The sequence below is a fragment of the Aquitalea sp. ASV15 genome, from assembly GCF_016429115.1.
Lineage (GTDB): Bacteria > Pseudomonadota > Gammaproteobacteria > Burkholderiales > Chromobacteriaceae > Aquitalea > Aquitalea magnusonii.
In genome coordinates this window covers 89,706-116,689 of sequence record NZ_JAELTZ010000005.1, presented here as the reverse complement: position 1 = coordinate 116,689, position 26,984 = coordinate 89,706, and the positions used below count along the sequence as shown (strand labels likewise).

21 protein-coding genes and 1 riboswitch are annotated in these 26,984 nt (G+C 61.4%); of the genes, 13 read left to right on the top strand and 8 right to left on the bottom strand.

Annotation, left to right across the window (positions count from 1 at the left end):
- Window positions 1-27: 27 nt before the first annotated feature.
- On the top strand, window positions 28-2,673 hold the full coding sequence (locus tag JHD64_RS03630) for a PAS domain S-box protein (protein WP_199052291.1): 2,646 nt from the start codon (window positions 28-30) through the stop codon (window positions 2,671-2,673).
- Window positions 2,670-3,278 (top strand): response regulator transcription factor, encoded by a 609-nt coding sequence (locus tag JHD64_RS03625; protein WP_059284519.1) that lies wholly within the window; start codon window positions 2,670-2,672, stop codon window positions 3,276-3,278. The genes JHD64_RS03630 and JHD64_RS03625 overlap by 4 nt, the downstream gene beginning before the upstream one ends.
- A 489-nt stretch (window positions 3,279-3,767) precedes the next feature.
- On the opposite strand, the gene alr is transcribed toward JHD64_RS03625, so the two are convergent.
- A complete protein-coding gene (gene alr, locus JHD64_RS03620; RefSeq protein ID WP_199052290.1) occupies window positions 3,768-4,835 on the bottom strand; it encodes an alanine racemase in 1,068 nt (355 codons plus the stop codon).
- A gap of 4 nt (window positions 4,836-4,839) precedes the next feature.
- Entirely contained in the window at window positions 4,840-6,150 is a 1,311-nt protein-coding gene (locus tag JHD64_RS03615) for a D-amino acid dehydrogenase (RefSeq protein ID WP_110313281.1), read from the bottom strand.
- A 136-nt stretch (window positions 6,151-6,286) separates the two neighbouring features.
- Between JHD64_RS03615 and JHD64_RS03610 the strand changes: the two genes are divergently transcribed.
- The 3 genes from JHD64_RS03610 (at window position 6,287) to JHD64_RS03600 (ending at window position 8,710) form a co-directional block, all read left to right on the top strand.
- Window positions 6,287-6,775: an Lrp/AsnC ligand binding domain-containing protein gene (locus JHD64_RS03610; protein ID WP_059284521.1), complete on the top strand. Its 489-nt coding sequence runs from the start codon at window positions 6,287-6,289 to the stop codon at window positions 6,773-6,775.
- A 245-nt stretch (window positions 6,776-7,020) separates the two neighbouring features.
- Complete coding sequence (locus JHD64_RS03605; protein WP_199052289.1) at window positions 7,021-8,145, top strand: methyl-accepting chemotaxis protein; 1,125 nt, start codon at window positions 7,021-7,023, stop codon at window positions 8,143-8,145.
- Between the two features lie 85 nt (window positions 8,146-8,230).
- Window positions 8,231-8,710: a YbaK/EbsC family protein gene (locus JHD64_RS03600; protein WP_110313254.1), complete on the top strand. Its 480-nt coding sequence runs from the start codon at window positions 8,231-8,233 to the stop codon at window positions 8,708-8,710.
- Here the strand turns inward: JHD64_RS03600 and JHD64_RS03595 are convergent, their stop codons facing one another.
- The 4 genes from JHD64_RS03595 to JHD64_RS03580 are packed head-to-tail and all read right to left on the bottom strand — an operon-like array spanning window position 8,711 to window position 12,794.
- The gene (locus tag JHD64_RS03595; protein ID WP_199052288.1) at window positions 8,711-9,667 is read right to left on the bottom strand and encodes an ABC transporter ATP-binding protein; all 957 of its coding nucleotides are present in this window, start codon (window positions 9,665-9,667) and stop codon (window positions 8,711-8,713) included.
- A gap of 1 nt (window position 9,668) precedes the next feature.
- Window positions 9,669-11,216, bottom strand: coding sequence for an iron ABC transporter permease (locus tag JHD64_RS03590; protein ID WP_110313256.1), 1,548 nt, complete (start codon window positions 11,214-11,216; stop codon window positions 9,669-9,671).
- Complete coding sequence (locus JHD64_RS03585; protein ID WP_199052287.1) at window positions 11,209-11,781, bottom strand: GNAT family N-acetyltransferase; 573 nt, start codon at window positions 11,779-11,781, stop codon at window positions 11,209-11,211. The genes JHD64_RS03590 and JHD64_RS03585 overlap by 8 nt, the downstream gene beginning before the upstream one ends.
- Window positions 11,781-12,794, bottom strand: coding sequence for a thiamine ABC transporter substrate binding subunit (locus JHD64_RS03580; protein ID WP_199052286.1), 1,014 nt, complete (start codon window positions 12,792-12,794; stop codon window positions 11,781-11,783). Before JHD64_RS03580 ends, JHD64_RS03585 begins: the two co-directional genes overlap by 1 nt.
- A gap of 56 nt (window positions 12,795-12,850) precedes the next feature.
- Window positions 12,851-12,942: riboswitch (TPP riboswitch) on the bottom strand.
- 180 nt (window positions 12,943-13,122) lie between these two features.
- Between JHD64_RS03580 and JHD64_RS03575 the strand changes: the two genes are divergently transcribed.
- The 3 genes from JHD64_RS03575 (at window position 13,123) to JHD64_RS03565 (ending at window position 16,226) form a co-directional block, all read left to right on the top strand.
- Window positions 13,123-13,458, top strand: coding sequence for a hypothetical protein (locus tag JHD64_RS03575; RefSeq protein ID WP_199052285.1), 336 nt, complete (start codon window positions 13,123-13,125; stop codon window positions 13,456-13,458).
- 103 nt (window positions 13,459-13,561) lie between these two features.
- Window positions 13,562-15,016 (top strand): DUF1800 family protein, encoded by a 1,455-nt coding sequence (locus JHD64_RS03570; protein WP_199052284.1) that lies wholly within the window; start codon window positions 13,562-13,564, stop codon window positions 15,014-15,016.
- A 22-nt stretch (window positions 15,017-15,038) separates the two neighbouring features.
- Window positions 15,039-16,226: a DUF1501 domain-containing protein gene (locus JHD64_RS03565; protein WP_199052283.1), complete on the top strand. Its 1,188-nt coding sequence runs from the start codon at window positions 15,039-15,041 to the stop codon at window positions 16,224-16,226.
- Between the two features lie 71 nt (window positions 16,227-16,297).
- On the opposite strand, the gene JHD64_RS03560 is transcribed toward JHD64_RS03565, so the two are convergent.
- Both JHD64_RS03560 and JHD64_RS03555 read right to left on the bottom strand, forming a co-directional pair.
- Entirely contained in the window at window positions 16,298-16,966 is a 669-nt protein-coding gene (locus tag JHD64_RS03560; protein ID WP_199052282.1) for a hypothetical protein, read from the bottom strand.
- Window positions 16,967-17,810: 844 nt separating this feature from the next.
- Entirely contained in the window at window positions 17,811-18,449 is a 639-nt protein-coding gene (locus JHD64_RS03555) for a hypothetical protein (RefSeq protein WP_199052281.1), read from the bottom strand.
- Window positions 18,450-19,629: 1,180 nt separating this feature from the next.
- Here JHD64_RS03555 and JHD64_RS03550 point away from each other — a divergent pair.
- From JHD64_RS03550 to JHD64_RS03530, 5 genes are all read left to right on the top strand, one after another.
- Window positions 19,630-20,097 carry a hypothetical protein gene (locus JHD64_RS03550; protein ID WP_199052280.1) on the top strand — a complete coding sequence of 156 codons (468 nt, stop codon included), beginning with the start codon at window positions 19,630-19,632 and terminating at the stop codon, window positions 20,095-20,097.
- A gap of 875 nt (window positions 20,098-20,972) precedes the next feature.
- On the top strand, window positions 20,973-21,794 hold the full coding sequence (locus tag JHD64_RS03545; RefSeq protein WP_110313261.1) for a hypothetical protein: 822 nt from the start codon (window positions 20,973-20,975) through the stop codon (window positions 21,792-21,794).
- Between the two features lie 273 nt (window positions 21,795-22,067).
- Window positions 22,068-23,756, top strand: a complete 1,689-nt coding sequence (locus JHD64_RS03540; RefSeq protein ID WP_199052279.1) for an ATP-binding protein — start codon at window positions 22,068-22,070, stop codon at window positions 23,754-23,756.
- Complete coding sequence (locus JHD64_RS03535) at window positions 23,753-24,124, top strand: response regulator (RefSeq protein WP_059286085.1); 372 nt, start codon at window positions 23,753-23,755, stop codon at window positions 24,122-24,124. The genes JHD64_RS03540 and JHD64_RS03535 overlap by 4 nt, the downstream gene beginning before the upstream one ends.
- Window positions 24,125-24,221: 97 nt before the next feature.
- Entirely contained in the window at window positions 24,222-26,984 is a 2,763-nt protein-coding gene (locus JHD64_RS03530; RefSeq protein WP_199052278.1) for a PAS domain-containing hybrid sensor histidine kinase/response regulator, read from the top strand.

Here is a 26,984-nt window from a genome sequence, read left to right as displayed (position 1 = left end):
CTCGTCACCCACCCGCTCCCGCCCTCTATGCGCACACCCCGCTTTTACGAGTTTCGCAAACGCAGCGGCTGGTACCAGCTGTTTCCCAACACCACCATCGTGCTGTTCTTCCTCACCATGGGGGTGATGCTGTGGACGCTGGATGCCCGCGAGGCCGAACAGCAAAAGAGCAATCTGGCGCGCGATGCCTTGTGGGCCGAACAAACCCTGCAGCTGAAACTGGAAGACAATCTGGCGCAGCTGACCGATCTGGCACGCAGCCTGGGCAGCGGCGAAACCGACGAAGCCGGCTTCCAGACCCAGGCCTCGCAGCTGCTGGCCAACACCCCGGAAATGCTGGCAGTAGCGCGCAGCGACAGCCATGGCCTGCTGCGCTGGACTGCGCCCTACGAAGAAGGGCCACTGTCGCCCGGCGGCAGCATCCAGGCCCAGGATGCCTTCAAGCTGGCCCAGCAAAACGGCCGCTTTGCCTACAGCGCCCCGTTTCGCCGCAGCAATGGCAGCTGGCGTTACGAGCTGCACATACCGCTCTACCAGAACGGCCAGTTCAACGGCACGCTGGTGGCCATGTTCGATGCCGACAATGTGGTACGCCGGCTGCCGCCGGCCTGGTTCAGTGAAAAATACCAGCTGGAACTGCAAACCCGCGACGGCAACACCATCGCCCGCAACGCGCAGAACCGCTTGCGCAGCGGCCCGGCGGAAAAGCTGGAACTGCCCGGCACCGGCCTGATCATCAGCGCCCGCCCGGTACGCGGCGCCATGACCCAGGCCCGCCTGCTGCAACTGGGCCTGATCGGCGGCATGGCCCTGCTCACCCTGCTCAGCCTGCTCAGCCTCAACCGCCATATCCGCGGCCGGGTAGAAGCCGAACGCGAGCGCGACCGCGTCTACAAGCTGTCGCAGGAAATGCTGGGCGTGGTAAGGCGTGACACCACCATCCTGCAACTCAACCCGGCCTTCGAGCAGGGGCTGGGTTATCGTGCCGACGAATTGCTGGGCACTTCCTTCCTCAACTACCTGCTGCCCGAGGAGCGGGAAAGCGCCCGCGACAGCTTCGAGCGCCTGTTCGACACCGGCGGGGCCGACCGCTTCGTGCAGACGCGCATCCTCACCAAACAGGGCGAAGTACGCTGGATCGTATGGGCGCTCAGCCCGCTGGCCGACAGCGGCGTCGCCTATGTCTCCGGCCGCGACATCACTGCGGAAAAACAGGCCGAACAGGCGCTGCGCCAGGAGTCGGCCTTCCGCAAGGCCATGGAAGATTCGCTGGTAGTGGGCATCCGCGCCATCGACCTGCAAGGCCGCATCAGCTACGTCAACCCCTCGTTCTGCGCCCTCACCGGCTATAGCGAGCAAGAACTGATCGGCCAGGCCGCGCCCTACCCCTACTGGCGCCAAGGCCCGCTCAGCGAGGGCAACCGGCGCGACCTGGACGACACCCTGGCCGGCAATGCCCCGCCCGAGGGCTTCCAGTCCATCTTGCAGCGCAAGAATGGCGAAGAATTCGACGCCCACATCCTGGCCTCGCCGCTGATCGATGCCAGTGGCCAGCACACCGGCTGGATGGCCGTGCTGACCGACATCACAGAGCGGCTGGAAGCCCAGCGCCGGCTGGAAGCCTCGCACGACCGCTTTGTCACGGTGATCGAAGGGCTGGATGCCGCGGTCGCCGTGGTCGACCCCGCCACGCTGGAGCTGCTGTTCTGCAACCAGCGCTACCAGCACTGGTTCACCCCGGACCAGCCGGCCGACAGCCAGCTGGGCTATTGCGACCTGCGCCTGGTCGAGCTGATGCGCAGCGCCCGCGACGTGGATATGGAAGTGTGGATGGACCCGCCGGCCCGCTGGATCTCCATGCGTCGGCGCAGCATACGCTGGGTGAACGGGCGCATTGTCTCCATGACCATTCTCACCGACACCACCCAGCAGCACGACGCCGAAGAACGCTACCAGCAGCAGATGCAGCAGCTGCAATCCACCTCACGCCTGGTGACCATGGGCGAGATGGCCTCCACCCTGGCCCACGAGCTGAACCAGCCGCTGTCCGCCATCGCCAACTACCAGGCCGGCTGCATCGAGCGCATCCGCCAGGGCAAGGCCACGCCGGAAACCCTGCTGCCGGTGATGGAAAAAATCACCGCCCAGGCCGAGCGTGCCGGCACCGTGGTGCGGCGTATCCGCGAGTTCGTCAAACAGAGCGAACCAGACCGCAAGACCTGCCAGCTCACCGACATCATCGAAGCCTCGCTGGCCATTGCCGATATCGAAGCGCGCCGCCAGGCCGCCACCATCGACGTCAAACTGGCCCCGGCACTGCCCGCCCTGTACGTCGACCCCATCCTGGTGGAGCAGGTACTGCTCAACCTGATCAAGAACGGCATCGAAGCCATGCAGGACTGCCCGGCCAGCGAGCGGGTATTGCATGTGGAAGCCCGTCAGCTCAACCCGCGCCGCATCGAAATCGCCATCAGCGACCACGGCCACGGCGTGCCGCTGGACCTGAAAGAACGCCTGTTCGATGCCTTCTTCACCACCAAGGCCGAAGGCATGGGCATGGGCCTGAACATCTGCCGCACCATCATCGAATTCCACGAAGGCCAATTGTGGGTGGAAGACAATCCCGGTGGTGGTAGTATTTTCCGATTCACGCTACCGGTGTCCGAAACATGAGTGCCAGTTCTCCTCACGTTCACATCGTCGATGACGACGAAGCTTTTCGCGACTCGCTGGTTTTCCTGCTGGAAAGCCACGACTACGCCATTTCCTGTCATGCCAGCGCCGAAGCCCTGCTGGAAAACTTCCAGCCACAGGGTGCCGGCTGCCTGATTGTCGATATCCGCATGCCCGGCATGAGCGGGCTGGAGCTGTTTGACGAGCTCAGCGCCCGCCACAACCCCTGGCCGGTCATCTTCATCACCGGCCATGGCGACGTGCCGATGGCGGTGCAGGCGGTCAAACGCGGCGCACACGACTTTCTGGAAAAACCCTTCAACCAGCAGGCCCTGCTCACGGCGGTCGACAGCGCACTGTCACTCAGCCAGCAACAACAGGCCAGCAGTGCCGCCCGTGACCGCTTTGCCGATTGCCTGGCCTCGCTCACCACCCGTGAACGCGAGGTGCTGGACAAGGTGGTGGAAGGCAAGATGAACAAGGTGATTGCCGACGAGCTGGGCATCAGCATCAAGACGGTGGAAGCCCACCGCGGCAAGATGATGGACAAGATGAAAGTGCGCTCGATTGCCGACCTGGTGCAGGCGGTGATGGCGCATCGCTAAGAGCGGCGAACAAAACCTCGTAGAGCACCCGGGCCAAGGCGCGCCGACGCAGACAGTACAAAGAGTACGGCAAGGAGGCGCAACGCTGGAGCGGGGGTTTTGTTAGCGGGTCTAAACCCTGCCAGGACTGTCGCCAGCGGCAGGGCCATCCATGGCTGCAGCCCGCGGCGGCGGTGATGTTGTGCTGGCTGCGGCGCCATCCCAGGTACTGATCAGTACTATCCCTAATAGAAACAGATAGTTCTGATCAGTATGATAAGCATTCACCCTGCTGCTGGCCGTTTTCTTGACCCCGGCCGACAGCAATTCGCGCACGGCGATGACATGGGGTGAAAGTTAACCCTCCGTCGGAGCCTGGCTCTGACATTGCAGACCCCGACCAGCCCCGCTGGCGGGGTGTTTTTTTGTCCTTGCCAGACCATCAACAGACAAAAAAATGCCCGGCGACGCCGGGCGAGTGACAAAGTACTACACAAAGCACGAGGAAATTCAGTCGTAACGAAAGTGCGCGCGTTTCACATTGCACAGCACTTCGTAAGAAATGGTGCCGGCCTGGGCCGCCACTTCGTTGATATGCACGGTGTCGCCCCATAGCTCGACTTCACTGCCGATGCCCGCCTGCGGCAGGTCGGTCAGGTCCACCGTCATCATGTCCATCGACACGCGGCCAATCACCCGCGAACGCACGCCATCAATCGCCACCGGGCTGCCGGTGGAGGCCAGCCGCGGATAACCGTCGGCATAACCACAGGCAATCAGGCCCACGCGGGTGGGGCGTTCCGCCACAAAGCTGGCACCGTAGCCCACCGGCTCGCCGGCGGCCAGTTCGCGCACACCAAAAACCTTGGAGGTGAGCCGCATGACGGGCTTGAGCGCGGCACCCTGCTCGAAACCGGCAGGCAGCGGCGACGCACCGTACAGCATGATGCCGGCGCGGTTCCACTGGCGATGGGCACGCTCGTGACACAGGATGCCGGCCGAATTGGCAATGCTCTCCTCGCCCGGCAGATAGCGGCAAACGCTGTCGAATGCCTCCAGCTGGGCCTGGGTAGCCGACAGCTGCGGCTCGTCGGCACGGGCGAAGTGGCTCATCTTGACGATCTTGCTCACCTTGCCGCTGGCCATCAGCTTGCAATGGGCGGCGGCGTAATCCTGCGGGAAGAAACCGGCGCGATGCATGCCGGAATCCATCTTCAGCCACACGGTATAGGGCTTGGCCGGATTGGCCTGCACGATCATCTCCAGCTGCTGCGGGCTTTGCACCACACACCACAGATCATGCGCTTCCACGGCGGCCAGTTCGGCCGCTTCGAACACGCCTTCCAGCAGCACGATGGGCAAGGTCACCCCACCCTCACGCAGCTGGATGGCTTCTTCCAGGCAGGCCACGGCAAAGCCGTCGGCCACATCGGCCAGCGCCTGGGCACAGCGCAGCGCGCCGTGGCCATAGGCATTGGCCTTGATCACCGCCAGCGTGGGGCCGCCGGCCAGTTGCCGGGCCAGCAGATAGTTATGACGTAGATGGTCCAGACGAATGCTGGCGATCAGCGGGCGCATGCGCTCAGGCTCCGGCGACGGCGGTGCGGCTGTGCATCGGCACCACCAGCTTTTCACCGCGCTTGGCATAACGCTGGATGGACAGGCCATCCACGCTGATTTCCGGCTGGGTGCCGGTGATGAGGTCGGCCAGCACCTTGCCGGAACCGGCGCTCATGGTCCAGCCCAGCGTACCGTGGCCGGTATTGAGCGACAGGTTGGCAAAGCGGGTGCCGCCGATGATGGGGGTGCCATCCGGGGTCATCGGGCGCAGGCCAGTCCAGAAGGTCGCCGCCGGAATATCGCCGCCATCCGGGTACAGGTCGCCCACCACCATTTCCAGGGTTTCGCGACGGCGCGGATTGAGGTCCAGATTGTAGCCAGCCAGCTCGGCCATGCCGCCCACGCGGATACGGTCGTTGAAGCGGGTAATGGCCACCTTGTAGGTTTCGTCCAGAATGGTGGATACCGGGGCCATGGCCGGATTGGTGATCGGTACGGTCAGCGAATAGCCCTTGACCGGATACACCGGAATATCGATGCCCAGGTTTTGCAGCAGATCACGCGAGTAGCTGCCCAGCGCCACCACGTAGTGGTCGGCAGTCAGCATTTCATCGCCGACACGCACGCCGGTAATGCGGCCGTTATGGGTTTCGATGGCGCTGATATTGACGCCAAAGCGGAACTTGACGCCCTTGGCGGCGGCCAGTTCGGCCAGACGGCTGGTAAACAGATTGCAGTCGCCGGTTTCGTCGTTCGGCAGTTGCAGGCCGCCGGTCAGCTTGTGCTTGACCTTGGCCAGTGCCGGTTCAACGCGGGCGCAGCCGTCCGGGTCCAGCACATTGAAGTCCACGCCGCACTCCTTGAGCACAGCGATATCCTTGGCCATGCCTTCCACTTGTGCCTGCGAGCGGAACAGCTGCAGGGTGCCGCCCTGGCGGCCTTCGTAATCCAGACCGGTTTCGGCACGCAGGTCCTTGATCATGTCGCGGCTGTATTCAGCCAGACGCATCATGCGGCTTTTGTTGAGGGCGTAGGCTTGTTCATTGCAGTTGGCCAGCATCTTGGCAATCCACTGCAGCTGGTAAACGCTGCCATCCGGCTGGATGGCAAGGGGCGCATGGCGCTGGAACATCCACTTGATGGCCTTGGTCGGAATGCCGGGCGCGGCCCAGGGGGCGGAATAACCCGGGGAAATCTGGCCGGCATTGCCGAAGCTGGTTTCCAGTGCCACGCCGTCCTGACGCTCCAGCACTGTCACTTCCACACCGGCCTTGGCCAGATACCATGCAGTGGATACACCCACCACGCCACCACCCAGTACGATTACCTTCATTTCCTCTTTCTCCGTGCCGCGCATCATGCGCTTAGTGATTTTGTGTAGTATATTTATTTCAATGCAGTTTTTTTCACCAAAATAAAACAGTTTTGTAATTAATAACTCTTTCAAATTCAAGATTGGCAGTGAAATAATGAAAGTAAAACACACGCACGAGCGCGAGCTGGACAAGATCGATCTCAAGATATTGAAATGGCTGCAGAAAAACGGCCGCATCGCCATGACCGAGCTGGCGGAAAAGGTGGGCCTGTCCACCACCCCCTGTACGGAAAGAGTGCGGCGGCTGGAACGCGACGGCGTGATCGAAGGCTATTACGCCCGGCTCAACCCGCACGCCATGGGGGCCTCACTGCTGGTATTCGTGGAGATCAAGCTGTCGGCCAAGTCGGGCAATATCTTTGATGCCTTCCGCCGCGAAATCCAGAACATCCCGGAAATCCTCGAATGCCACCTGGTATCCGGCGAGTACGACTACCTGATCAAGGCCCGCATTCCCGACATGTCGATGTACCGCAAGCTGCTGGGGGAAATCCTGCTGCAACTGCCCAATGCCAATGAGTCGCGCAGCTATGTGGTGATGGAGGAAGTGAAGGAAACCCATATGCTGGCGCTGCCGGAATGAGCCTCCTCAGGTCATGCCAGACGGCATGGCCGCGCTGCCACACTGTACCTGTGGCGAGGGCTTAACGATTCAACCTTGATTTTCAATTATCCCGCATCTTATACCTGATTAATTTAGTGCGCTTTTATCCCGGCACTTTAATTAAAACTGTTTATACCCCACCACCCAGCTGCTTGATCTGCCCATGGCCAGAACGCTGTGGCAGCCATGATCCCCCAGCTGCAAGTCACTGACAGGAGTGCATCATGTTCGGATTTGGCACCACCAAGCAGGACCAGCAGGAGAGCAAGCAACAGCTGCACCAGTTCACGGCCATGCTCGACCACGTCGACAATCTGATCATGCTGGCCGACACCACGCCGGAAAACACCATCTTCTACATGAACCGCACCGCGCGCGATGTGCTGGCCAGTCACCGCAACATGATGAACCAGAAATTCCGCAGCGGCGTGGACGTGAACAATGCCTTCCAGCACAGCATCCACCAGTTTCACCGCGACCCGGAGCGCATCCGCCACATCCTGCAAGACATTGCCGCACGCCGCATCACCCACCATGAAGCACTGATTCCGGTCGGCAGCGTCACCTTCAAGACCAAGGTCTTTCCCATCTGGGACAATCAGGACAGCAACAAGCTGCTGTGTTTCATGGCCAGTTTCCAGGATATTTCGGCCGAGATAGAAGCCCAGAACTTGCGGGAGGCCAACGATCAGCGACGGCTGTTTCTGGAAGAGCGTATCGGCGAGCTCTCCGGCAATGTGCAGGCCATGACCGCCACCATCGAAATGGTCGCCGTGCGTACCGCCTCCGCCTCGGACTCTTCCAATGAAATGCTGGACCGGGCCAGGAAGGGCAAGAGCATGATAGAAAACAATTCCAGCGCGATGCGGGCGGTGAGCGAGCTGGTGAGTGACACGGCGGACAATCTCGGCTCTCTGGGCAAGCAGTCGGAAACCATTGGCCAGATCGTCAGCGTGATCAAGGATATTGCCGATCAGACCAATCTGCTGGCACTGAACGCGGCCATCGAGGCGGCACGGGCGGGTGAAATGGGACGCGGCTTTGCCGTGGTGGCCGACGAAGTGCGCAAACTGGCCGAGCGCACCACCAAGGCCACCCAGGAAATCGGCGGCATGATTCGCGATATCCAGCAAGAAGTGAACAGCAATATCAGCTCGATGGACAAAGGCCGCGAACAGGTCAAGTCCACCGAACACGACTTTGCCGAAGCCGAAGCGGCCATTGCCGCCATTGTTGAACAAATCAACAATGTGCGTGACTTCGTGGTGGAAATCGCCAATGCCGCGGAAGAACAGGCCGCCACCGCACAGGACATCAGCGACAAGCTGAGTGAAATCGCCCGACAGTAAAGCCTGAGCGACAGGCTGCACACCTTGCCAGCCTGCCGCGCAGCGTTTAGTGTGGAGTGCCGTTCACCCTGTTTAGCCTTTGATCATGAGCCTGCAATCCGTTCGCGATTTCTTCGCCGCCCGTCAACTGGATATCCCCATCATCGAACTGGAAGTGAGCACCGCCACCGTGGCGCTGGCGGCTGCCGCCCACGGGGTGGAAGCGGGGCGCATTGCCAAGACCCTGTCCTTCCGCCTGGCCAGTGGCGAAGTGATCATCCTGGTCACCCGTGGCGATGCCCGCATCGACAATCGCAAGTTCAAGGACAGCTTTGGCAAGGGCAAGATGCTGGCCCAGGAAGAAGTGGTCGAGCTGACCGGCCACCCGGTGGGCGGGGTCTGCCCGTTTGGCTTGGCCCAGCCGCTACCGGTATACCTGGATCGCTCCTTGCAGGATTTCGACGAAGTACTACCCGCCGCCGGCGCCATTCACAGCGCAGTGCGCATCAGCCCCGCGCTGATGGCCGACATCACCCAGGGCAGCTGGGTGGATGTGTGCCAGCCGGTCGCCGAGCTGGCCGGCTGATCAGCAGGCCGCGGAATAAGACAGCATGGCGGCGCGGTCGATGCCGACATGCAACAGGCTGCCCACCTCCAGCCGGGCCGCATACTGCTGCACTTCACGCGCAGACAGGGTCAAGGTCAGCTCGCCATCCGCACCGGCCACCGTCACCCTCACCCCGTCCGCCAGCTGGATGATGCGGCGCACCGCCGTTGCCGGCTGCTCCGGCCCCAGCCGCAAGGCCTGCTCCGGCACCACCCCCTCGGCCAGCACGTTTTCGTAACCGATAAAACGCGCCAGCCAGGGCGTGGCCGGTGCCGCCAGCAATTGCGCCGGCGTGGCACACTGCACCAGGCGCCCTGCCTGCAGCACCGCAACGCGGTCGGCCAGGGCAAACGCCTCCTCCCGGTCATGGGTGACCAGCAGCGCCGGGATGGCCGCCTGCTGTAACTGCTGGCGGAACTCCTGCTGCAACTGCCGGCGCAAATCGGCATCCAGACTGGAAAACGGCTCATCCAGCAACAATAGCCGCGGCCGGGTGACCAGCGCCCGCGCCAGGGCCACCCGCTGCTGTTCGCCACCGGACAGCGTCCATACCTTGCGCGCCTCCATGCCGGCCAGCCCCAGTTGCTGCAAGCAAGCCAATGCCTGCTGCCGCGCCGCCGCCCGCGCCACCCCGTGTTCGATCAGGCCGAAGCAGACATTGCCCAGCACATCCAGATGCGGGAACAGGGCAAAGTCCTGAAACATCAGCGCAAAACGGCGCGCCTCCGCCGCCACGCCGGCCAGGTCGGCACCGGCAAACGACAGCTGGCCACTGTCGGGCTGCTCCAGCCCGGCAATCATCTTCAGCAGGCTGCTCTTGCCACAGCCGGATGGCCCCAGCAGGGCCAGCACTTCACCCGCCTCCACGCTCAGGCTGAGCTGGTCGGCCACCAGCTTGTGGCCAAAGCGCTTGCATACGCCTTCCAGTCGCAGCATGTCAGGACTCCTTGCGCAAGGGCCGTTCAGCGGCAGACGGCCATTCGATGATCAGAAAAGCCAGCAGCGCCAGCAACATCAACAGACAGGCCAGCAGCATGGCGCTGGCGGCATTGTCGGCCCCCGGCCGGCCCAGGCGCTGGTAGATCAGCGTGGTCAGTGTCAGCCATTCCGGCCGCGACAAAAACAGCGTCACGGCAAATTCGCCCAGCGCCGTGGCCGCCGCAAAGGCCAGCCCGCGGCGGAAGGCCGGACGCAGCAACGGCCATTCGACACGGGCAAACACCCGCAGCGGGCTGGCCCCCAGACTGCGGGCAGCCTGCGGCCAGTGGCGCGGCAGGCTGTCCAGCGCCCCCGCCAGGCTGCGCGCGACAAAGGGATAGGCCAGCAAGGCATAGCTGGCCAGCAACAAAGGCAGACTGGCACTCCACTGCGGGTAGAGCAGCAACAGGCCAAAGGCCACGCACACCGGGGACACCACAAAGGGGAGAAAGGCCAGCGCCCGCAGCCACAGGCTGCCCCGTGCCGCCAGCGCATGCAGCCAGCCCAGCAGCGCTGCCAGCAGCACGGCCATGGCACTGAAACGGGCCGAATTGCCCAGTGCCAGCAGCACTTCCTCGTCGTGCAGCAGGCTGAAACCGGAAACCGCTAGCGCCTGCAGCGCACGCCACAGCACCGCCAGCAAGGGCAGGCCGGCAAACAGCAGCAACATGGCCAGCGCCGCCGCCAGCTGCAGCCACTCCATGCCCTGCGGGCGGCGCGGCAGCACCGGGTCCACCTTCAGCGGCGCCGCCAGGCGGCGCTCCAGCCAGGCATACAGCGTGGCAATGGCACCGGTCACCAGCAGCATCAACAGTGCCAGCGCGCCGGCATCCGCCAGCTTCAGCTCATAAGACACCAGCTGGTAGATTTCCACTTCCACCGTGGCATAGCGCTGCCCGCCCAGCAGCAGCGCCAGCCCGAAGCCGGAGAAGCAATACAGGAAAACCAGGCACAAGGCCGACAACAGCCAGGGCCGCACCGCCGGCCATTCCACCCGCCAGAACACCCGCCAGGGCGTGGCACCCAGCGTGCGCGCGGCAGCAATGCGGCTGGCCGGCAGCTGCGCCAGCCCCTCGCAGGCGGCGCGAATCACCAGCGGCAGATTGAAAAACAGATTGCCATACAGCAACAGCCAGGGCGTATCCTGCAGATTGACCCCCAGCAAGCCCTGCGGCCCGAACAGCGCCAGCACCCCCATGGCCGCCACCAGGGTGGGCATGACAAAGGGCAGCATCAGCAGGCGCAGGCTAAGGCTGCGACCAGGGAAACGATAACGGGCCAGGCACCAGGCAACGGGCAGGCCGATCAGCAAGGCGGCCACACTGCTGGCAGCGGCCTGCAGCAAGGACCACAGCACCCGCCATTGCAGGTAAGGGTCGGTAAACAAGTCGGCGGATACCGCCCCCTGCCCTTCCTGCAACAAGCGCAGCAAGGGCAGGATGGACATCAGCAACAAAAAGGCCAGCGGCAGCAAGGCCAGCCCTGCCCGACGCCCCCGCTCAGACATGGTGCTGCCGGGTAAACGGCCAGTCGGCAACCAGCACATCTTCCGGACCGTCCTCCGGGTCGTCCACCTGCTCCAGCCATTGGAAACCCAGGCTGGCCGCCAGCGCCTGCGAGGGCAGGTTATCCGGGCTGATGGACAGCACAAAGCGCTTGACCCCGGCGGTTTCCACCGCCCAGCCGGCGCAGGCCAGCAGGGCCTCGCTGGCATAACCCTGGCGCCGGAAAGCCGGCAGCACGGTGTAGCCCAGCTCGACATCACCGCGCCCTTGCAGATAGGCATGGCCGGGGCAGGTATGGAAATTGATATGGCCCACCAGCTGGCCATCCTCCCGCCGCAGCATGGCGCGCATCGACCATGGCGCATACTCCGGCTCGTTTTCCATCTGCTCCAGCCGCAGCGCCATCACCGCCGCCTCTTCCAGCCAGCTGATGGGCAGCGGCGCACCCAGCCAGCGCGCCGCCTCGGCCAGCCGCGCCTCCATGCTGGCGCGCAACATGGCAGGCGTGAGGTGACGCAGGATCAGCCGCGGGCTGAGAATGTCGGGAACCGTAAGCGTGGTGGACATTACTGGCCGGACTTCAGCACGATGCGCGTCCATTTGCCGACCCAGCCGGCGCTGTTGGCGGCAATCTGCTGCTGGTCAGGCGTGCTGTGGGCGGCCGGCTTTTCGGCATGCTGGAACACCGGGTCCAGCGCAATGCCCGGCTGCACCGGATACATCCACATCGAGGTGGGAATGTCCTTCTGCACCGCGTCCGAACGCAGGAAGGCAATGAACTTGCGCGCAAGTGCGGCTTGCTGGCCCCCCTTCACCAAGGCCGCGCCTTCTACCTGCTGGAACACCGCACCGGGCAGCAACAGGTTGGCAGTGGGCGAAGTGCTGAGTTTTTCCTTGCTATAGAACACTTCCGCCGCCGGGCTGGTGGCATAACTCACCACGATGGGGCGCGCACCGCCATTGCGCGAGAAATCGGTGTAATAGGCTTCGGTCCAGCCCTTGCTCACCTTCACGCCGTTGTCGCGCAACTTGGCCCAGAAGGCCATGGCCTTGGTCTCGCCCATGGCGGAGATGGTGGACAGCAAAAATGCCAGGCCGGGGCTGGACGTGGCCGGGTTCTCCACCACCAGCAGGTCCTTGTAGGCCGGGCGGGTCAGGTCGTCCAGGGTCTTGGGCAGCGGCAGCTGCTTCTTGGCAAACCAGGCCTTGTCGTAGTTCAGCGTGACATAGCCGTAGTCGATGCTGGTGGCACCCGGCAGCTGCGGCTGGCCGGACTTGCGCTCTGCCGGCTCCGGCAGCAGCACGCCGGCGGCGGCGGCCTTGCCCATCATGGTGTTGTCGATGCCGTACACCACATCGGCAATCGGATTGGCGCGGGTCAGGATCAGCTTGTTGACCATCTCGCCGGCGTCGCCCGCCTTGATGATGTTGAGCTTGACGCCGTTCTGCTGCTCGAACTGCGCCAGCAGCGGCTTGGCGACGGCAAACGAGCTATGGGTGAGCACGCGCAGTTCGGCGGCATGGCTCAGGCCGGCCAGCAACAAGGCGCTGATGAGACTGGTGGTTTTGAACAACTGCATGACATTCTCCGTGCGACAAGGCGCAATCGCCGGAGCAAGCGAAACAACAGATGGTAGGGCCTTCTGCATCACGCTCCCTCCGCTGGCATTATCCAGTTCAGGTTCTAGGGTGTTTCTCAGCCCGCAACGGGCACCCCTGGTGATTGGCGGCATCATTCAGATACCTGCCGACATGTTTGCTTACAAGGCGTTACCGTTTGTTCACGAAAATTAACAGCCTGCAGCAGACAGAAAACGAATTGTACACACTTTCCCTCCATGATGAATTCACAACAACAGCAAGCTTGTGCAAACCGTCGTCCACGCAGATAACCCAGGGAGCAAAATCATGAAACTGTCCGCCCGCATCATGCTGATCAGCCTGTCCGCCCTCACCTTCGCCGCCCTGTCGGGCAGCGCCGCGGCCGAGACCGAATGGCAGAAACAACACCCGCGCCGCGCTGAAGTCAACCATCGCCTCGACCATCAGGACAAGCGCATTCATCAGGAACGCAAGGAAGGCGAAATCAACAAGCAGCAAGCCCGCGAGCTGCACCAGCAAGACCGCGCCATCCGCCAGCAGGAACGTGCTGATGCCCGTCAACACCACGGTCACATCACCAAGCAGGAACAAAAAACGCTGAACCAGGAAGAAAACACAGTCAGCAAGGAAATCGGCAAGTAAACTTTAGCCATATTCCAACTCACTCCCGGCCAGAACCTAGCCGGCCAGCGTGGCCGAGCCAGATCTGGCCGGCCTGGCTCATCCCCAAGAGCGAGCGTTTCCCATGAAATCGCATGCGCAAACAGCCATCCGCCTGCTGCTGCTCTGCCTGCTGCCGCTGACAGCCTGGGCCGGCATTGGTGAAGAAGCTGCCCGCCACCTGCTGTCCCGTACCGGCTTTGGTGCCAATCCGGCGCAAATTGCCCTGTATGCCCCGCTTAGCCGCCAGCAAGCGGTGGATCGCCTGCTCGATCACACCAGTGACAAAGCCCTCACCGCGCCGCCCGCCTGGGTCAACGAACCCTTCGACCGCCCCGGCAAACCCAATCTGACCGAAGACGAAAAGAAGGCCCTGCAAAAAGAGCGCAACGAACATGCGCAAGAATTGCGTGGCTGGTGGCTGGAGGAAATGCGCATCACGCCCAGCCCCTTGACGGAAAAGATGACCCTGTTCTGGCACAACCACTTTGTTTCCGGCCTGGACAAGGTCGGCGTGCCGCAACTGATGTACCAGCAGAATGTGCTGCTGCGCCATCAGGCGCTGGGCAATTTCGGCCAGCTACTGCACGCCATCGCCCGCGATCCGGCCATGATGCGTTATCTGGACACGGTAAATAACCGCAAGGGCCAGCCAAACGAAAACTTTGCCCGCGAAGTGATGGAGCTGTTCACTCTGGGCGAAGGCCACTACAGCGAACAGGACATCCGCGAAGCCGCCCGCGCCTTTACCGGCTGGTCGCTGGACAAGGACTTCCAGTTTGTCTACCGCCCCAACCAGCATGACAACGGCGACAAGACCATCTTTGGCCAGCAAGGCAATTTCGATGGCGACGATGTGCTGGACATGCTGCTGCGCAAGCCGCAGACCGCCCGCTTCGTCACCATCAAACTATGGAAAAACCTGGTTTCGCCCACCCCGAACGAAGCCGACATCCAGCGCCTGTCCGCGCTGTTCTACCGCGACAATTACGAAATCCGGCCGCTGCTGCGCGCCATGCTGCTGACCCCGGCCTTCTGGCAAAGCCAGGGCCAGCTGATCAAGTCACCGCTGGAACTGACCGTGGGCACGCTGGTCACCTTCGACCTGACACCGCCCGACTGGCGCGCACTGGCCGGGCTCAACCGCCAGCTGGGCCAGGACGTATTCAACCCGCCCAATGTCAAAGGCTGGCCTGGCGGCGAAGTGTGGATCAACAGCGCCACCCTGCTGACGCGCAAGCAGTTCCTCGACCGCCTCAGCCATGACGCCGCCCCCATCCGCAACAGCTTCATCAAGGCCGACGGCCAGATGGATGAGGCCAGCGGGCGCCAGGCACGCATCCAGCGGCTTATCCAGGCCGGCTTGCGCCCGATCAGGCTGCAACCGGATGAATGGGCCGCCATCTACCATGTCCGCAACGCAGCCGACAGCGCCCGCCTGCTGCTGGCGGTGCCGCCGGCACAAGCCCTGCCGGAAGGCATGAGCGGCGCGCAAGCCATCGCCCCCCTGCTGCTCGACCCGGCCTACCAGGTTCACTGAAACCATCACCAAGGACTCTGCCATGTTTCAACGCCGTGAATTTCTCAAGGCCATGGGTGCCGGCCTGCTGGTTTCGGTACTGCCCAATCTGAGTTATGCCCTGGCACCGGCCGGCTACCAGCGGCTGCTGATCCTGATCGAACTGAAGGGCGGCAACGACGGCCTCAATACCGTCATCCCCTATGCCAGCGATGACTACACCCGCCTGCGCCCCGCCATCGGCATTCCCCGGCCACAGGTACTGCAACTGGATGAACAGGTCGGCCTGCATCCGGCCATGACCAGCCTGATGCCGCTATGGCAACACCAGCAGCTGGCAGTACTGCAAAGCGTGGGCTATCCCGAGCCCAATCTGTCGCATTTCCGTTCCATCGAAATCTGGGAAACCGCCTCCGCCAGCAATCAATACCTGGGAGAAGGCTGGCTCAGCCGGCTGTTTCGCAGCCAGCCGGTGCCCGCCAGCTTTGCCGCCGACGGCGTCGTGCTGTCCAGCCAGAATCTCGGCCCGCTGGACGGCGGCGCCCGCGCCGTGGTGCTGAACAATCCGCAAGACTTCGCCCGCCAGGCCAAACTGGCGGCGGACCAGCAAGCCGGCGCACATAGCGGCGCACTGTCGCACATCCTCAAGGTGGAAGGCGACATCCGCACCGCCGCCACCGCCCTGCAACAAGCGCCCATGAAAGCCCCCGCCAACCCGGCCGAAGCCCCCACCGCCCCACCACGCGCGGCAGGCGGCTTTGCCCAGGCCATCAACACCCTGGCCGACATCCTGCAGAACGGCACCCGCATCGCGGTAGCGCGCATCACCCTCACCGGCTTTGACACCCACGGCAACCAGCAACCCACCCAGGCCCGCTTGCTGGGCGAACTGGCCGATGGCCTGGCCCTGCTGCAAAACCGCCTGCAGGCACAAGGCCGCTGGGACGACACCCTGGTGCTGAGCTATGCCGAGTTTGGCCGCCGTCCACGCGAAAACGGCAATCGCGGCACCGACCACGGCACCGCCAACAGTCACTTCATGCTGGGCGGCCGGGTCAAGGGTGGCCTGTATGGCCAGACACCGGTGCTGGCCGGCGTGACGGATGGCAACCTGCCGCACGCCATCGATTTCCGCCAGCTCTACGCCACGGTGGTACAGGACTGGTGGGGCAAGGACGCCCGCGCATTGTTTGGCGGACATTTCGAACGGCTGCCGCTGCTGCGGGCCTGAGCCCGCGCCAGCTGCGCACGGACAGCAATCCAGCCCTCCAGCCCCGGCACCCGCCGGGGCGGTGAACGGCGCTAGGCCCGCAGCGCCTGTTTTTGCATGCGCTCGGCCAGGCGCAAATGACAAGCCGCCGCCAGTTTGATCAGATCGCGGTTGCTCACCGGCAGCGCTCTCTCCTCCGCCACACAAGCAGCCAAGGCTGCCAGCGCACTCACCTCGGCCTGCAAGGCCACCGTATTGCCGGACGGCCGCCGCTGCCCCTGCTGCACCTGATAGTGCAAGGAAACCAGCCAGCGCGAGTGCTGGCCGTCAACCTCTCCGGCCAATACCGACTCCCACACCGCCTGCCCCACCTGCCGCGCCGCCTCACCGGCCAGTGCGTAGGCCAGTTGCAGCTTGTCCTGATCAGCGTGTGTGCCTTTGCGCAAGATGGGCAGCAAGGTGTCATCCAGCCAGAGTTGCAGCGCTTGCGCCTGTGTTTTGCGGCCGGCACGCAGGGCGTGGCGCAGTTCGGCCTCGCTCAGGGTAAGCAGGGACGGGCCGCTGGCCGGGCTCAGCAGGCAGCCGGCCTTGCCGCCCAGCGCAGTTTGCAGGGCGGCTTCATCGGGGTATTTGAGCAGTTTGGCGACATCGGCCGCGACAAAGCGCGGGCCTTGCTCATGCTGAAACACACGTAGCGGCTTGCGTTGAAAAGTGAATTCGCGAGGAGGACTAACCGAAGATAACGAAGGACGCTTACCCATGATGGACTCCAAGTTGAGGGGTATAGCTGCCAACTCGTCGCCAGGCGGGTGGCAGGCCAAAGCGGGGCTGGCGAACCGGTTACTTGGACCCGGCAGACCCGAAGGTCTCCCCACCTGGCCCGCCATAGACAATGGATGCGTGCAGGTGTGCAAACAGGCTTCAGTTAAAGACACTCAGCCTGCCAAGTAAAAACGGATCGCCAAACCCGACCGTGTGAATTCACACAGCCAAGAAAGGCTATGGCCCGCCACTTGGGCAGACAAGGGTAAGGACGGGAGGCTGCACTGGCAAGATGTGCAGGTATGTCGGCGTTTCGGATTTACCCGTAACTCCACCGGGCATATACCTGCACGTCGCTGGAAAAATCGTCACCGCGCATGACTTTGGCAAAGTGCCAGTCTGCAGGGCGGAAAACCCGGAATTTAACGGGGCGTTCCGCCACGATGCGAGTATAAGTGGCGGAAATCATCAGGTTTTGCATCCGCTCACGCGGATGATATTTGACCTTGCCGCTTCCGCGCGGCGGACGGGAAAGAGGGCTTGCCTGGCCAAGCCCTCCTTCACCTCCAAGGCCACCCCACAAGCATGGCCTGCGGCTCCCATCCGGGGCCTGACCGCGGCGAGGCGCGCCTGAACTCGCGATTTGCTAACGTCAAATCGCTCAGACAAAGCAGGCGCTTAAGACCTCGCCCCGGCCACCCGTCGGCATGCTTGACGGGGCCCGTGGGTGGCGTCGGTGCGGTGGGAAAGGCCGGGAGAAGTAGGTGACTCCGTATGGCAAAGCTAACATGGAGAATGGAATTTCTGCTTTCGACCCAAAGCTGCCTTCCACTTTTGCCTATCTCAGCACCGGAACTTACTTGCCGGAACTATCTCCCCATGCTCAATGACAAGTAGATCGAGTTTGCCCAGCATTGGTGCAACCACCTCATCATAGACAGCTACCGCAACTAACCTTGCTAGCTCTGCTTGTTCAGGAGAAGCTTTGGCACCTTGATGAACGATACTGTTGCGTAGTCGCTGCTGCGCTGTGCACTCACTTAAAAGTGATTTTTCACCATCCGAGCGACGGACGGACTTAATGTCAATTTTTACAAGTTCAATATACAGTTTTGCAAGTAGATCCGAATATCTATCAAATCCTGATTGACCAAGAACCATTTGGACTATTGCATCGGCAAGACCTTCGCTGTGGACAAGGCCATGCACCACTGGCTTTAGGACCGTTGCCTTAAGTAGAAGCTCGATGGCCGTGACGAAGAAAACTACAGCGGCGCTGCTATGGCCATTTTCTTTGAGCCTTTTTCCCTCTTGGAGAGCATCTACGGCTGGGCGCATAACAGTCGAGTTATTTTTGTAGTATGACTGTAGACGCTCTGCAGTAAATTCGGCGATAGCTTGTATCCTGTGTTCTGGGTAAAGTTCACGGCTGATTTGTTCGTACATTTCATCGCGTTCTGCATCAAACGGGTCATAGCTCATCTTTGAGTTCCGGGTAGAGTTGTATTGTAGATTTCCGCTTTTGGCCGACACCAGTCATGCTAGCACGTTGGCATGGAGAAAATATTGACCTGTATTGGTGACGGTCCAAACAGTGATCCGTTATCGCAAGACCGTACCAACGAAACCTGCTCCCGTCAGCGCGAGCCGACGCAGGCGTGCCGCTCAGGGTCTTAAGCGGTCGGCTGTCCGCAGCGGCGCGACGCTAGCGCGCCGCAAGTTCCGGCCGCGCCCTGGGCGGTGCGGCTGGGGCGGGAATTCGACGCGCTGCGGGTCGCCTTTTCTTTGGGTACTTTCTTTTGGCGAAGCAAAAGCAAAGTACCTCGCCGGCGGGGCGAGACCCGCGAAGTTAAACGCAGTGGATCTGGATGAAAGTCGGGTTGCCATTGCCAAGTCAAAACAGGCTTTGCATCCGCTCACGCGGATGATATTTGACCTTGCCGCTCCCCGCGGCAAACGGGAAAGAGGGCTTGCCTGGCCAAGCCCTCCTTCACCTCCAAGGCCACCCCACAAGCATGGCCTGCGGCTGCCCGCCAGGGCCTGACCGCGGCGAGGCGCGCCTGAACTCGCGATTTGCTAACGTCAAATCGCTCAGACAAAGCAGGCGCTTAAAACCTCGCCCCGGCCACCCGTCGGCATGCTTGACGGGGCCCATGGGCGCGTTGGTGCGGTGGGGAATAAGGAGATGTGGATGGCTTCGTATGCTGAATTAAAACTACTAACAGTGGAAAATCGGCTTTCGATCCTGAACTGTCGTTTACCGGCCAGATGGATGAAGACAGCTTTGAAGAGTGATACCGCCGTTGTTCCATCGAAGAGAACGTACGGGCACGGTATCCGCCAGATGTGGATTGATATACGAACAAGCTCGTGATGTATGACTTGAATATATGATATTTGGATGAGATACTGGATATCAGCAATGTCATTTAACAATGCCTATCTTATCGAATTCCTCGCGCAGACAGTAAGATCATCAAACGGCCTTCAAGTCATAACCGGAATGATGTTGGTTATCCTGTCTGACGATGCAAAATAACACGGACGCCTGCCAAAGATTCAGCAAAACTTCGCTAGCTGCTGCCCCACCCTTAATCCTCATAAAATTCCACCACAAGGGCCAATTAAAATAGTCCCTGATTTCTCCGTTAGGTGCTTATACATGTCCAATACTGCTATGAAGGGCTTTTTCGATATTTCCTCACCTGATATCTTCTTTCAGCTTATACAAAGATCTATCAAAGAGTTTGATGAGAATAAATATAAAAGTGCGGAAAAGCTAATGTTCATAATCATGGGTTTAAATCACCTTCGCGAATGGATTGCCCCAAACTACAGCCACAAACGAAAAGCTCAAACAGCAGAGCAGCACTTCTTCAATAGTATATATAACCTTCCTGAATACAAAACAATCAATTCTCTTTGCAATTCTTCAAAGCACCTAAGTCCATTCAGTGGAAAGCCTTCCATTATAGGAGATGTATCAATCGACGAGTGGAGTGACGTAGATTCAGTTGTGAATTTTGACGTTGGCCCATCTCTTTCATATTTTGTAGACGGTCAAGATATTCAAATTATCATTGAGAAGGTGGTTAGATTTTATGATGAAAATTGGTTTCATAGCCCGTAATAGTACCCACGCATCTGACACTTTCGTTTAAGAAGACGCCCCGCATGCAACGGGATGCCCTCTTTAGTCGCTGACACTCAGCTAAACCATTAATGGGAGCTCTGCGATAATCAGCTACCGAGTAGTTGAAGCCTTAAATTGTCCGCAATTGGCCGACACCAACCATGCTAGCACAATGGCATTAACCTATTCTTAGCCTGCATCAGACTCCATCTGCACAGAGCTTCACTACCATCAATACCGCACCAATGCACCAACGGGCCCGGTCAAACATGCCGACGGGTGACCTGGGCGGGGTGTTATACGCCTGCCCTGCCTGAGCGGTTTGACCTTGGCAAATCGCTCAGGCGCGCCTCGCTCCGGGCGGGCCCTGTCGGGCAGCCGCAGGCCATGCTGCTGGGGTGGCCTTTCGGGATGGACGGGGCCTTTGGCCACACCAAGGCCCCTTCCCCGCCGCCGCGCAGACGCGGCAGGTAAACCATCATCCGCGTTAGTGGAGACAAAACCTGTTTTTACTACGCTGGTGAAGATGATAGGAATTGGTCAGACAAGAAAGCGGATCGGGACAGAAGGGCGCCCCCTGCTCCACCACGGCGTGGACAAAAAAAGGGCCTGGGCAAATTGCCCAGGCCTGGCTTGATGCACGATTAAAGCCGCAGATTGCAACGGGACAGACTCACTCGCAAACCCGGCGCCACCGGGGATGCACGGGTATCTATGCAAACACCGTGCCAGCTTTTTTCCAGCCCTTTACCAGCCATTTCCACTTGATGCACCGCCATTTCTTGCTGCGCCGCACCAAAAACTCGCCGCAACTGCACCGAATTCAGGATTTCCTGCACAACGCTGCAGCACGATTACGCTATGATTAGCGCATGAATACGCCTGCCAACACCAGCAAACCAGTGCCGCAGCCCGAAGTCGAACTGCGCGCGCCGGAAAACGAGAACACCCTCGCCACCCTGGCCATGCCGCTGGGTGAAACGGTATTGACGCTGACTGCCAGCGGGATTCCCATTTACGGCATTCTGCACCGTAGCCGCGCCATGACAGGCCAGTCCGACTTCTTCCGCCTGCAGTTCCGGGGCTTTGCCCGTACCGAGGGCAATCAGTGGCTGCATTACGCCAATGACGAAGCCCGTTTTCACACCGGCTACAACTGTGCCTGGGTGCGGGTGGACCATCCCAGCCGTTCGGTCACCTTTGGCCCCAAGAACGGTATCAACTGCGTGGAAGCCTTTGCCGGGCTGGGGCTGGATACCTTTCTGTTTGCCCAGACCATCATCTGGGTCAAGGGCGCCTACCCTGACTACGCCATCAGTCCGGGCCTGATCACCCTGACCGGCAATGTCAGCGAAGAAGAAAAGCTGCGGCGCAATGCCTTCTACGCCAGCCAGGGCTTCCAGTTCGACTGGCAGGATGCCGCACAGCGCAGCGGCCTGTATTTCAAGGACAAGGTCAGCCGCCTGCTGGGCGTGTGGGACAAGGAGCATATCCAGGAGGTGGGTGGCGAGGCCATGCTGCAAGCGCTGGCGCAGCAGGACGAAACACGGGCGGCGCTGGAAGACAAGGTCAACCGGCTGGAGTCGTCCTGCAGCAGCATGAAATCGGCCCTGCAAAGAGAGCGCAATACCTCGCAAATCCTGATGGGCGTGCTGATTATCGGGGTGATGCTAGCCTTATGGGCCTTGATTTAAGCTGACTACCGGTTAATCCCTACCGGTTTTTCAAGTTAAATTCTATAAAAAGACATAGGCATGCCCTACATCAAACTTCGATTACGGGCCTGCCCTTACCATTCCGGCATGGCGGGATGGCCGAGTGAAGCCACAGCCAGCGGCAAGGGGTGTTCAGCGTGGCACAAAGTTCATGCAGCAGGCACTCCCTGGCCGGCGGCCAGCTTCGCGGCCAATAACTAAAGAATAAGGACATGGCTGTTTCTGCGGGCGGAAGCAGCAAGCGGGGCAAAGATGAAACAAGAGAAACAAGGTATTGCCGGGCTGTTCCAGCACGGCCTGGGCAAACTGAGCCTGGAATGGGTGATTCCCCTGTTCAGCCTGTTCCTGATTGCCATGATCTGGAGCGCGGTGCTGTGGCAGGTCAATGCCGATCATGCCCGCAGCCGGCTGGAAATGCAGCGGCAAAGCGAAAACATGGTGCGGGTGTTCGAAGAACACATCTCGCGCACCATTCGCGCCGTCGATCAGTCGGTACTCTTCCTGAAATACCAGTACGAGTCCGAAGGCAGCAAGATGGACATTCGCAGCTATCTGGACAAGGGCATTATCCAGAGTCAGCTGTTTGTCGGGCTGTACATCATAGGCCCGGACGGCATACTGCAGTTGTCCAGCGTGCCCAATAGCAAGCGCATGGACCTGAGCGACCGCGAACACTTCAAGGTGCATATCGCCAAGGACAGCGGGCAGCTGTTCATCAGCAAGCCGGTGCATGGACGCGCCTCGAATAAATGGTCGCTGCAGTTCACCCGCCGCATCAACAAGCCGGACGGCAGTTTTGGCGGCGTGGTGGTGGTGTCGGTCGATCCGTTTTACTTCACCAACTTTTACAAAGACCTCGACCTGGGCAAGACCGGCGTGGTCACGCTGGTGGGCAAGGACGGCATCGTGCGCGCCCGGACCAGTGCCAAGGATATCGGCATCGGCATGGACATCCACAGCAGCGGGCTGTTCAAGCAATGGCCAGGGCGTGACCACGGTGCCTACCAGCAGCTCAGCAGCATCGACAAGGTGCAGCGTACCGTCAGCTTCCGCGCGGTAGAAGGCTACCCGCTGGCAGTGCTGATGGGCGTGGGTGAAGAGGAGGCCATGGCGGACTATTACGAACACCGCAATGCCTACTTCACCGTCGCGGCCATCATGTCGCTGCTGGTATGCCTGGCCGGCTACGTGATGTACCACATGGCCGTCAACCTGAAGAACAGCAAGGCACAGGCCGAATCGGCCAACCGCATGAAGTCGGAATTCCTCGCCCACATGTCGCACGAACTGCGCACGCCGCTGAACGGCATTCTGGGTTGCTCGGAATTCCTGCAGGCCACGCTGAGCGATCCGGCCGATCTGGAAACAGCCGGCATGATCCACAAGAGCGGCCAGCATTTGCTCAAGCTGGTCAATTCGATTCTGGACATGGCACGCATCGAGGCCGGCCGCATGCCAATGGAAATTGTCGAGGTACAATTGCCCACGATGCTGCGCGATGTGGTGGAACTGTACCGGCCCAAGGCCGAAGGCAAGGGCCTGCAGCTGACACTGGACTACCAGCAGGCGCCAGGCAGCCCGGAAAGTTGCCGCCTGGACCGCACCAAGCTGACCCAGGTGCTGAACAATCTGCTGGACAATGCGGTGAAGTTTACCGAGCACGGCAGCATACAGGTTGCAGCCCGCGTCAGCGCACAGGAATTGCAGCTGGATATTCGCGACAGCGGCTGCGGCATTCCGCTGGAGCAACAACAACTGGTCTTCGAACGCTTCCGCCAGGCCGATGCCTTCCTGACCCGTGCCCAGAGTGGCTCCGGGCTGGGGCTGGCACTGGTGAAGGAACTGGTCCGGCTGATGTCCGGCAAGGTCGGTTTTGAATCACAAGTCGGCGTGGGCACGGTATTCCACGTCAGCATCCCCCTGGAAGGAAAGCAAGAATGAGCGCGCTGGACACCATTCTTGTCGTGGACGACGACGAGATCAATCGCAAGGTGGCAGGGCTGTTCCTGCAGCGCATGGGTTGGAAAACCGATCAGGCTTCCAGTGCTTTCGAGGCCCTGGAACAGCTGCAGCAACATGAATATCACTGCGTATTGCTGGACATCAGCATGCCGGGCATGAGCGGCATCGAACTGTGCCACCACCTGCGCGGCAACCCGCGCTGGCATGACTTGCGCCTGATCGCCTATACCGCCCATGCCATGAGTGACGAGCAGGAAGCCATACTGCAGGCCGGCTTTGACGCCATTGTCACCAAGCCGCTGACCCGCGACAGCCTGGTCGCCGCACTGGCTTCCCCGGCAGGCTGAGCCCACCGCCAAGCTTGCTGACCCTAACCGATATGCGGAACCCACGCACCATGCACGCCCCACGCCACACCACATCCTCCGCGGAGCACAGTTAACGGTGCGACAGCAAGACCAATCAACCGACAAGCAGGCCGCCGTGCCGACCGGCGACAGCAATACCAGCCAGCAGCCTGATGGCGCGCTGTTGCAGCAGCTGGAGCAGCTGGGCGACCTGCTGCAAGACTGCGACAGCCAGGGCTGGCTGCTGCATGCCAATCAGATGTGGCTGCATACGCTGGGCTATGCCGCCAGCGAACTGCCCACGCTGAATGTATACCAGCTGCTGGCGGAAGACAGCCAGCCCGCCTTCCGCCAGCAGGCAGCGCTGATCGCCCGCGGCGAGCGCCCGCCAGCCATCGAGCTGCTCATGCTGGATCGCAGCGGCCAGGTGGTGTCGGTCCTTGCCAGCTTCAGCCCGCTGCCGCGGGAAAATGCCGAGGACGGGCTGCGCCTGCTGCTGCGCGACATCACCCAGCAAAAAAAGCAGGAACAGTGGCTCTCCACCCTGCTGGACAATATGGACGATGGCATCATCGCCATGGACATGCAGGGCCGGCTCACTTACATGAACCAGCAAGCCGAGCGCCTGCTGGGCTGGCGCTTTGCCGAGCTGCACGGCCGCAACGTGCACCAGTACATCCACCACCATCGTGCCGATGGCAGCGAACTGCCGCTGGAAGATTGCCCCATCTATCAATCGGTACAGCAAAAAGCCAGCTACCGCTCCAGCGAAGAAGTGTTTTTCCGCAAGGATGGCCAGCCGCTGGAAGTACGGGTCAGCAATAGCCCGCTGCTGCTGCGCCAGCAGCTGGCCGGCAGCGTCACCACTTTTTCCGACATCAGCGCCAGCCGGCTGCGCGAACAGCAGATGCTGCAGGCCACCCGCGCCGCAGAAGCGGCCGCCCGCGCCAAGAGCGAGTTCCTGGCCACCATGAGCCATGAAATCCGCACCCCGCTCAATGGCGTCATCGGCATGATCGACCTGCTGATGGATACCCCGCTGGATGCCGAGCAATCCGATTTCGCCCGCACCATCAAGATGTCGGCGGACACCCTGCTGTCCATCATCAACGACATCCTGGACTTTTCCAAAATCGAAGCCGACGGGCTGGAAATCGAATGCATCGATTTCTCGCTGCGCCAGCTACTGGAAGGCACGGTCGACATTGTCGCCAACAAGGCCCACGGCAAGGGGCTGACCCTGGCCAGCTTCGCCACGGCCGAAGTACCGGACAGCCTGCAAGGCGACCCCACCCGGCTACGGCAGATCCTGCTGAACCTGTTGTCCAATGCCATCAAGTTCACCGAGCAGGGCATGGTGCTGGTTTCCGCCACGCTGGAACAGCCGCTGCAACAAGGCATACAGCTGCGCCTGTGCGTCAAGGACACCGGCATCGGCCTGAGCGAACAGGCCAAGAGCCGGCTGTTCCAGCCCTTCTCGCAGGCAGACAGCTCCACCACGCGCAAATACGGCGGCACCGGCCTGGGGCTGGCCATCTGCAAGCGGCTGGCCGAAGCCATGGGCGGCAGCGTGGGGGTGGAGAGCACGCCGGATGTCGGTTCGGAATTCTGGGTCAGCATCCCCCTGCAAGCCACCGCTGGCGACAGCTGCCTGCACACCACCGCCACGCCCAGCCAGCACCTGGTATTGCTGGCGGGCGACAGCGCCAGCAACCAGCAGCTATGGAGCCATTACCTGGACAGCTGGGCCCTGCCCCACAAGCGGGCCGATGGTCTGGCCAGCATGCTGGAAACCCTGCGCCAGCTGGATGCCAGTGGCAACAAGCCCGACATCCTGCTGCTGGTGGAACCGCTGGCCGATGCCACGCTGGAACAGGCCGTGCAGTCCCTGAGCCTGGAAGACATCCCCATGGTGGTCTGCCTGCAGGAACAGGACGGCATGCGCAAGGCCAGCCTGACCCAGCAGGGCATTGCCGTCTTGCACAAGCCGATGAAACAGTCGGCGCTGCTGGACGCGCTGGCCGTGCAATGGACACCGGGCAGCATCCGCCTGCATACCCCGGAAGCCACCGCGGCACCGGTCAGCCTGCGCCCGGTGCAGCATTACCGCCTGCTGCTGGCCGAGGACAACCCGGTCAACCAGCGCGTGGCCGCCAGCATGCTGCACAAGCTGGGCTACCGGGTGGACGTGGTCAGCCACGGCGGCGAAGTGCTGCAAGCGGTGGCGCAACAACAGTACGACGCCATCCTGATGGACTGCCAGATGCCGGAAATGGATGGCTACCAGGCCACCCAGGCCATACGCCGCCAGGAAAGCGAAACCGGTCTGGGCGGACACCTGCCCATCATCGCCATGACCGCCAATGCCATGGAGGGCGACCGCGCCATCTGCCTGGAAGCCGGCATGGACGACTACCTGGCCAAGCCCATCGAGTTCGCCCGGCTCAAGGCACTGCTATTGCAATGGCTGCCCCAGCAGGTGGCGAGCAGCCACCCGCCAGCGGCCAGCCGCGACAACAGCACGCCGGGCAGCTTCACCGTGCAGCGCCTGACCGAATTCCTGGGCGACGACCCGGTCAGCATTGGCGAGATGCTGGACATCTTCCGCGATTCCCTGCTGCGCTGGCGCGAACGACTGCGGCTGGACATCCACAGCGGCGGCCAGGGCCTGAAACAGCTGGCACATGAACTCAAGGGTAGTGCTGCCAATGTCGGCGCCGATGCCCTGGCGGCACTGGCCGGCCAGCTGCACGCGGCGGCGGCGGACAACAAGCCGGACAGCATACGCAGCATTGCCGCCCAGATTGAAAGCGAAATGCAGGCCCTGCTTGCCTTCATTGCCGCCTACGGAAAGGACTAA

Coding starts and splice junctions, on each gene's coding strand:
- JHD64_RS03575 (WP_199052285.1), top strand. CDS start 13,123: ATGAAACTGTCCGCCCGCATCATGCTGATCAGCCTGTCCGCCCTCACC.
- alr (WP_199052290.1), bottom strand. CDS start 4,835: ATGCGCCCGCTGATCGCCAGCATTCGTCTGGACCATCTACGTCATAAC.
- JHD64_RS03555 (WP_199052281.1), bottom strand. CDS start 18,449: ATGAGCTATGACCCGTTTGATGCAGAACGCGATGAAATGTACGAACAA.
- JHD64_RS03560 (WP_199052282.1), bottom strand. CDS start 16,966: ATGGGTAAGCGTCCTTCGTTATCTTCGGTTAGTCCTCCTCGCGAATTC.
- JHD64_RS03630 (WP_199052291.1), top strand. CDS start 28: ATGCGCACACCCCGCTTTTACGAGTTTCGCAAACGCAGCGGCTGGTAC.
- JHD64_RS03545 (WP_110313261.1), top strand. CDS start 20,973: ATGAATACGCCTGCCAACACCAGCAAACCAGTGCCGCAGCCCGAAGTC.
- JHD64_RS03540 (WP_199052279.1), top strand. CDS start 22,068: ATGAAACAAGAGAAACAAGGTATTGCCGGGCTGTTCCAGCACGGCCTG.
- JHD64_RS03590 (WP_110313256.1), bottom strand. CDS start 11,216: ATGTCTGAGCGGGGGCGTCGGGCAGGGCTGGCCTTGCTGCCGCTGGCC.
- JHD64_RS03600 (WP_110313254.1), top strand. CDS start 8,231: ATGAGCCTGCAATCCGTTCGCGATTTCTTCGCCGCCCGTCAACTGGAT.
- JHD64_RS03535 (WP_059286085.1), top strand. CDS start 23,753: ATGAGCGCGCTGGACACCATTCTTGTCGTGGACGACGACGAGATCAAT.
- JHD64_RS03550 (WP_199052280.1), top strand. CDS start 19,630: ATGTCCAATACTGCTATGAAGGGCTTTTTCGATATTTCCTCACCTGAT.
- JHD64_RS03565 (WP_199052283.1), top strand. CDS start 15,039: ATGTTTCAACGCCGTGAATTTCTCAAGGCCATGGGTGCCGGCCTGCTG.
- JHD64_RS03595 (WP_199052288.1), bottom strand. CDS start 9,667: ATGCTGCGACTGGAAGGCGTATGCAAGCGCTTTGGCCACAAGCTGGTG.
- JHD64_RS03585 (WP_199052287.1), bottom strand. CDS start 11,781: ATGTCCACCACGCTTACGGTTCCCGACATTCTCAGCCCGCGGCTGATC.
- JHD64_RS03625 (WP_059284519.1), top strand. CDS start 2,670: ATGAGTGCCAGTTCTCCTCACGTTCACATCGTCGATGACGACGAAGCT.
- JHD64_RS03570 (WP_199052284.1), top strand. CDS start 13,562: ATGAAATCGCATGCGCAAACAGCCATCCGCCTGCTGCTGCTCTGCCTG.
- JHD64_RS03615 (WP_110313281.1), bottom strand. CDS start 6,150: ATGAAGGTAATCGTACTGGGTGGTGGCGTGGTGGGTGTATCCACTGCA.
- JHD64_RS03605 (WP_199052289.1), top strand. CDS start 7,021: ATGTTCGGATTTGGCACCACCAAGCAGGACCAGCAGGAGAGCAAGCAA.
- JHD64_RS03610 (WP_059284521.1), top strand. CDS start 6,287: ATGAAAGTAAAACACACGCACGAGCGCGAGCTGGACAAGATCGATCTC.
- JHD64_RS03580 (WP_199052286.1), bottom strand. CDS start 12,794: ATGCAGTTGTTCAAAACCACCAGTCTCATCAGCGCCTTGTTGCTGGCC.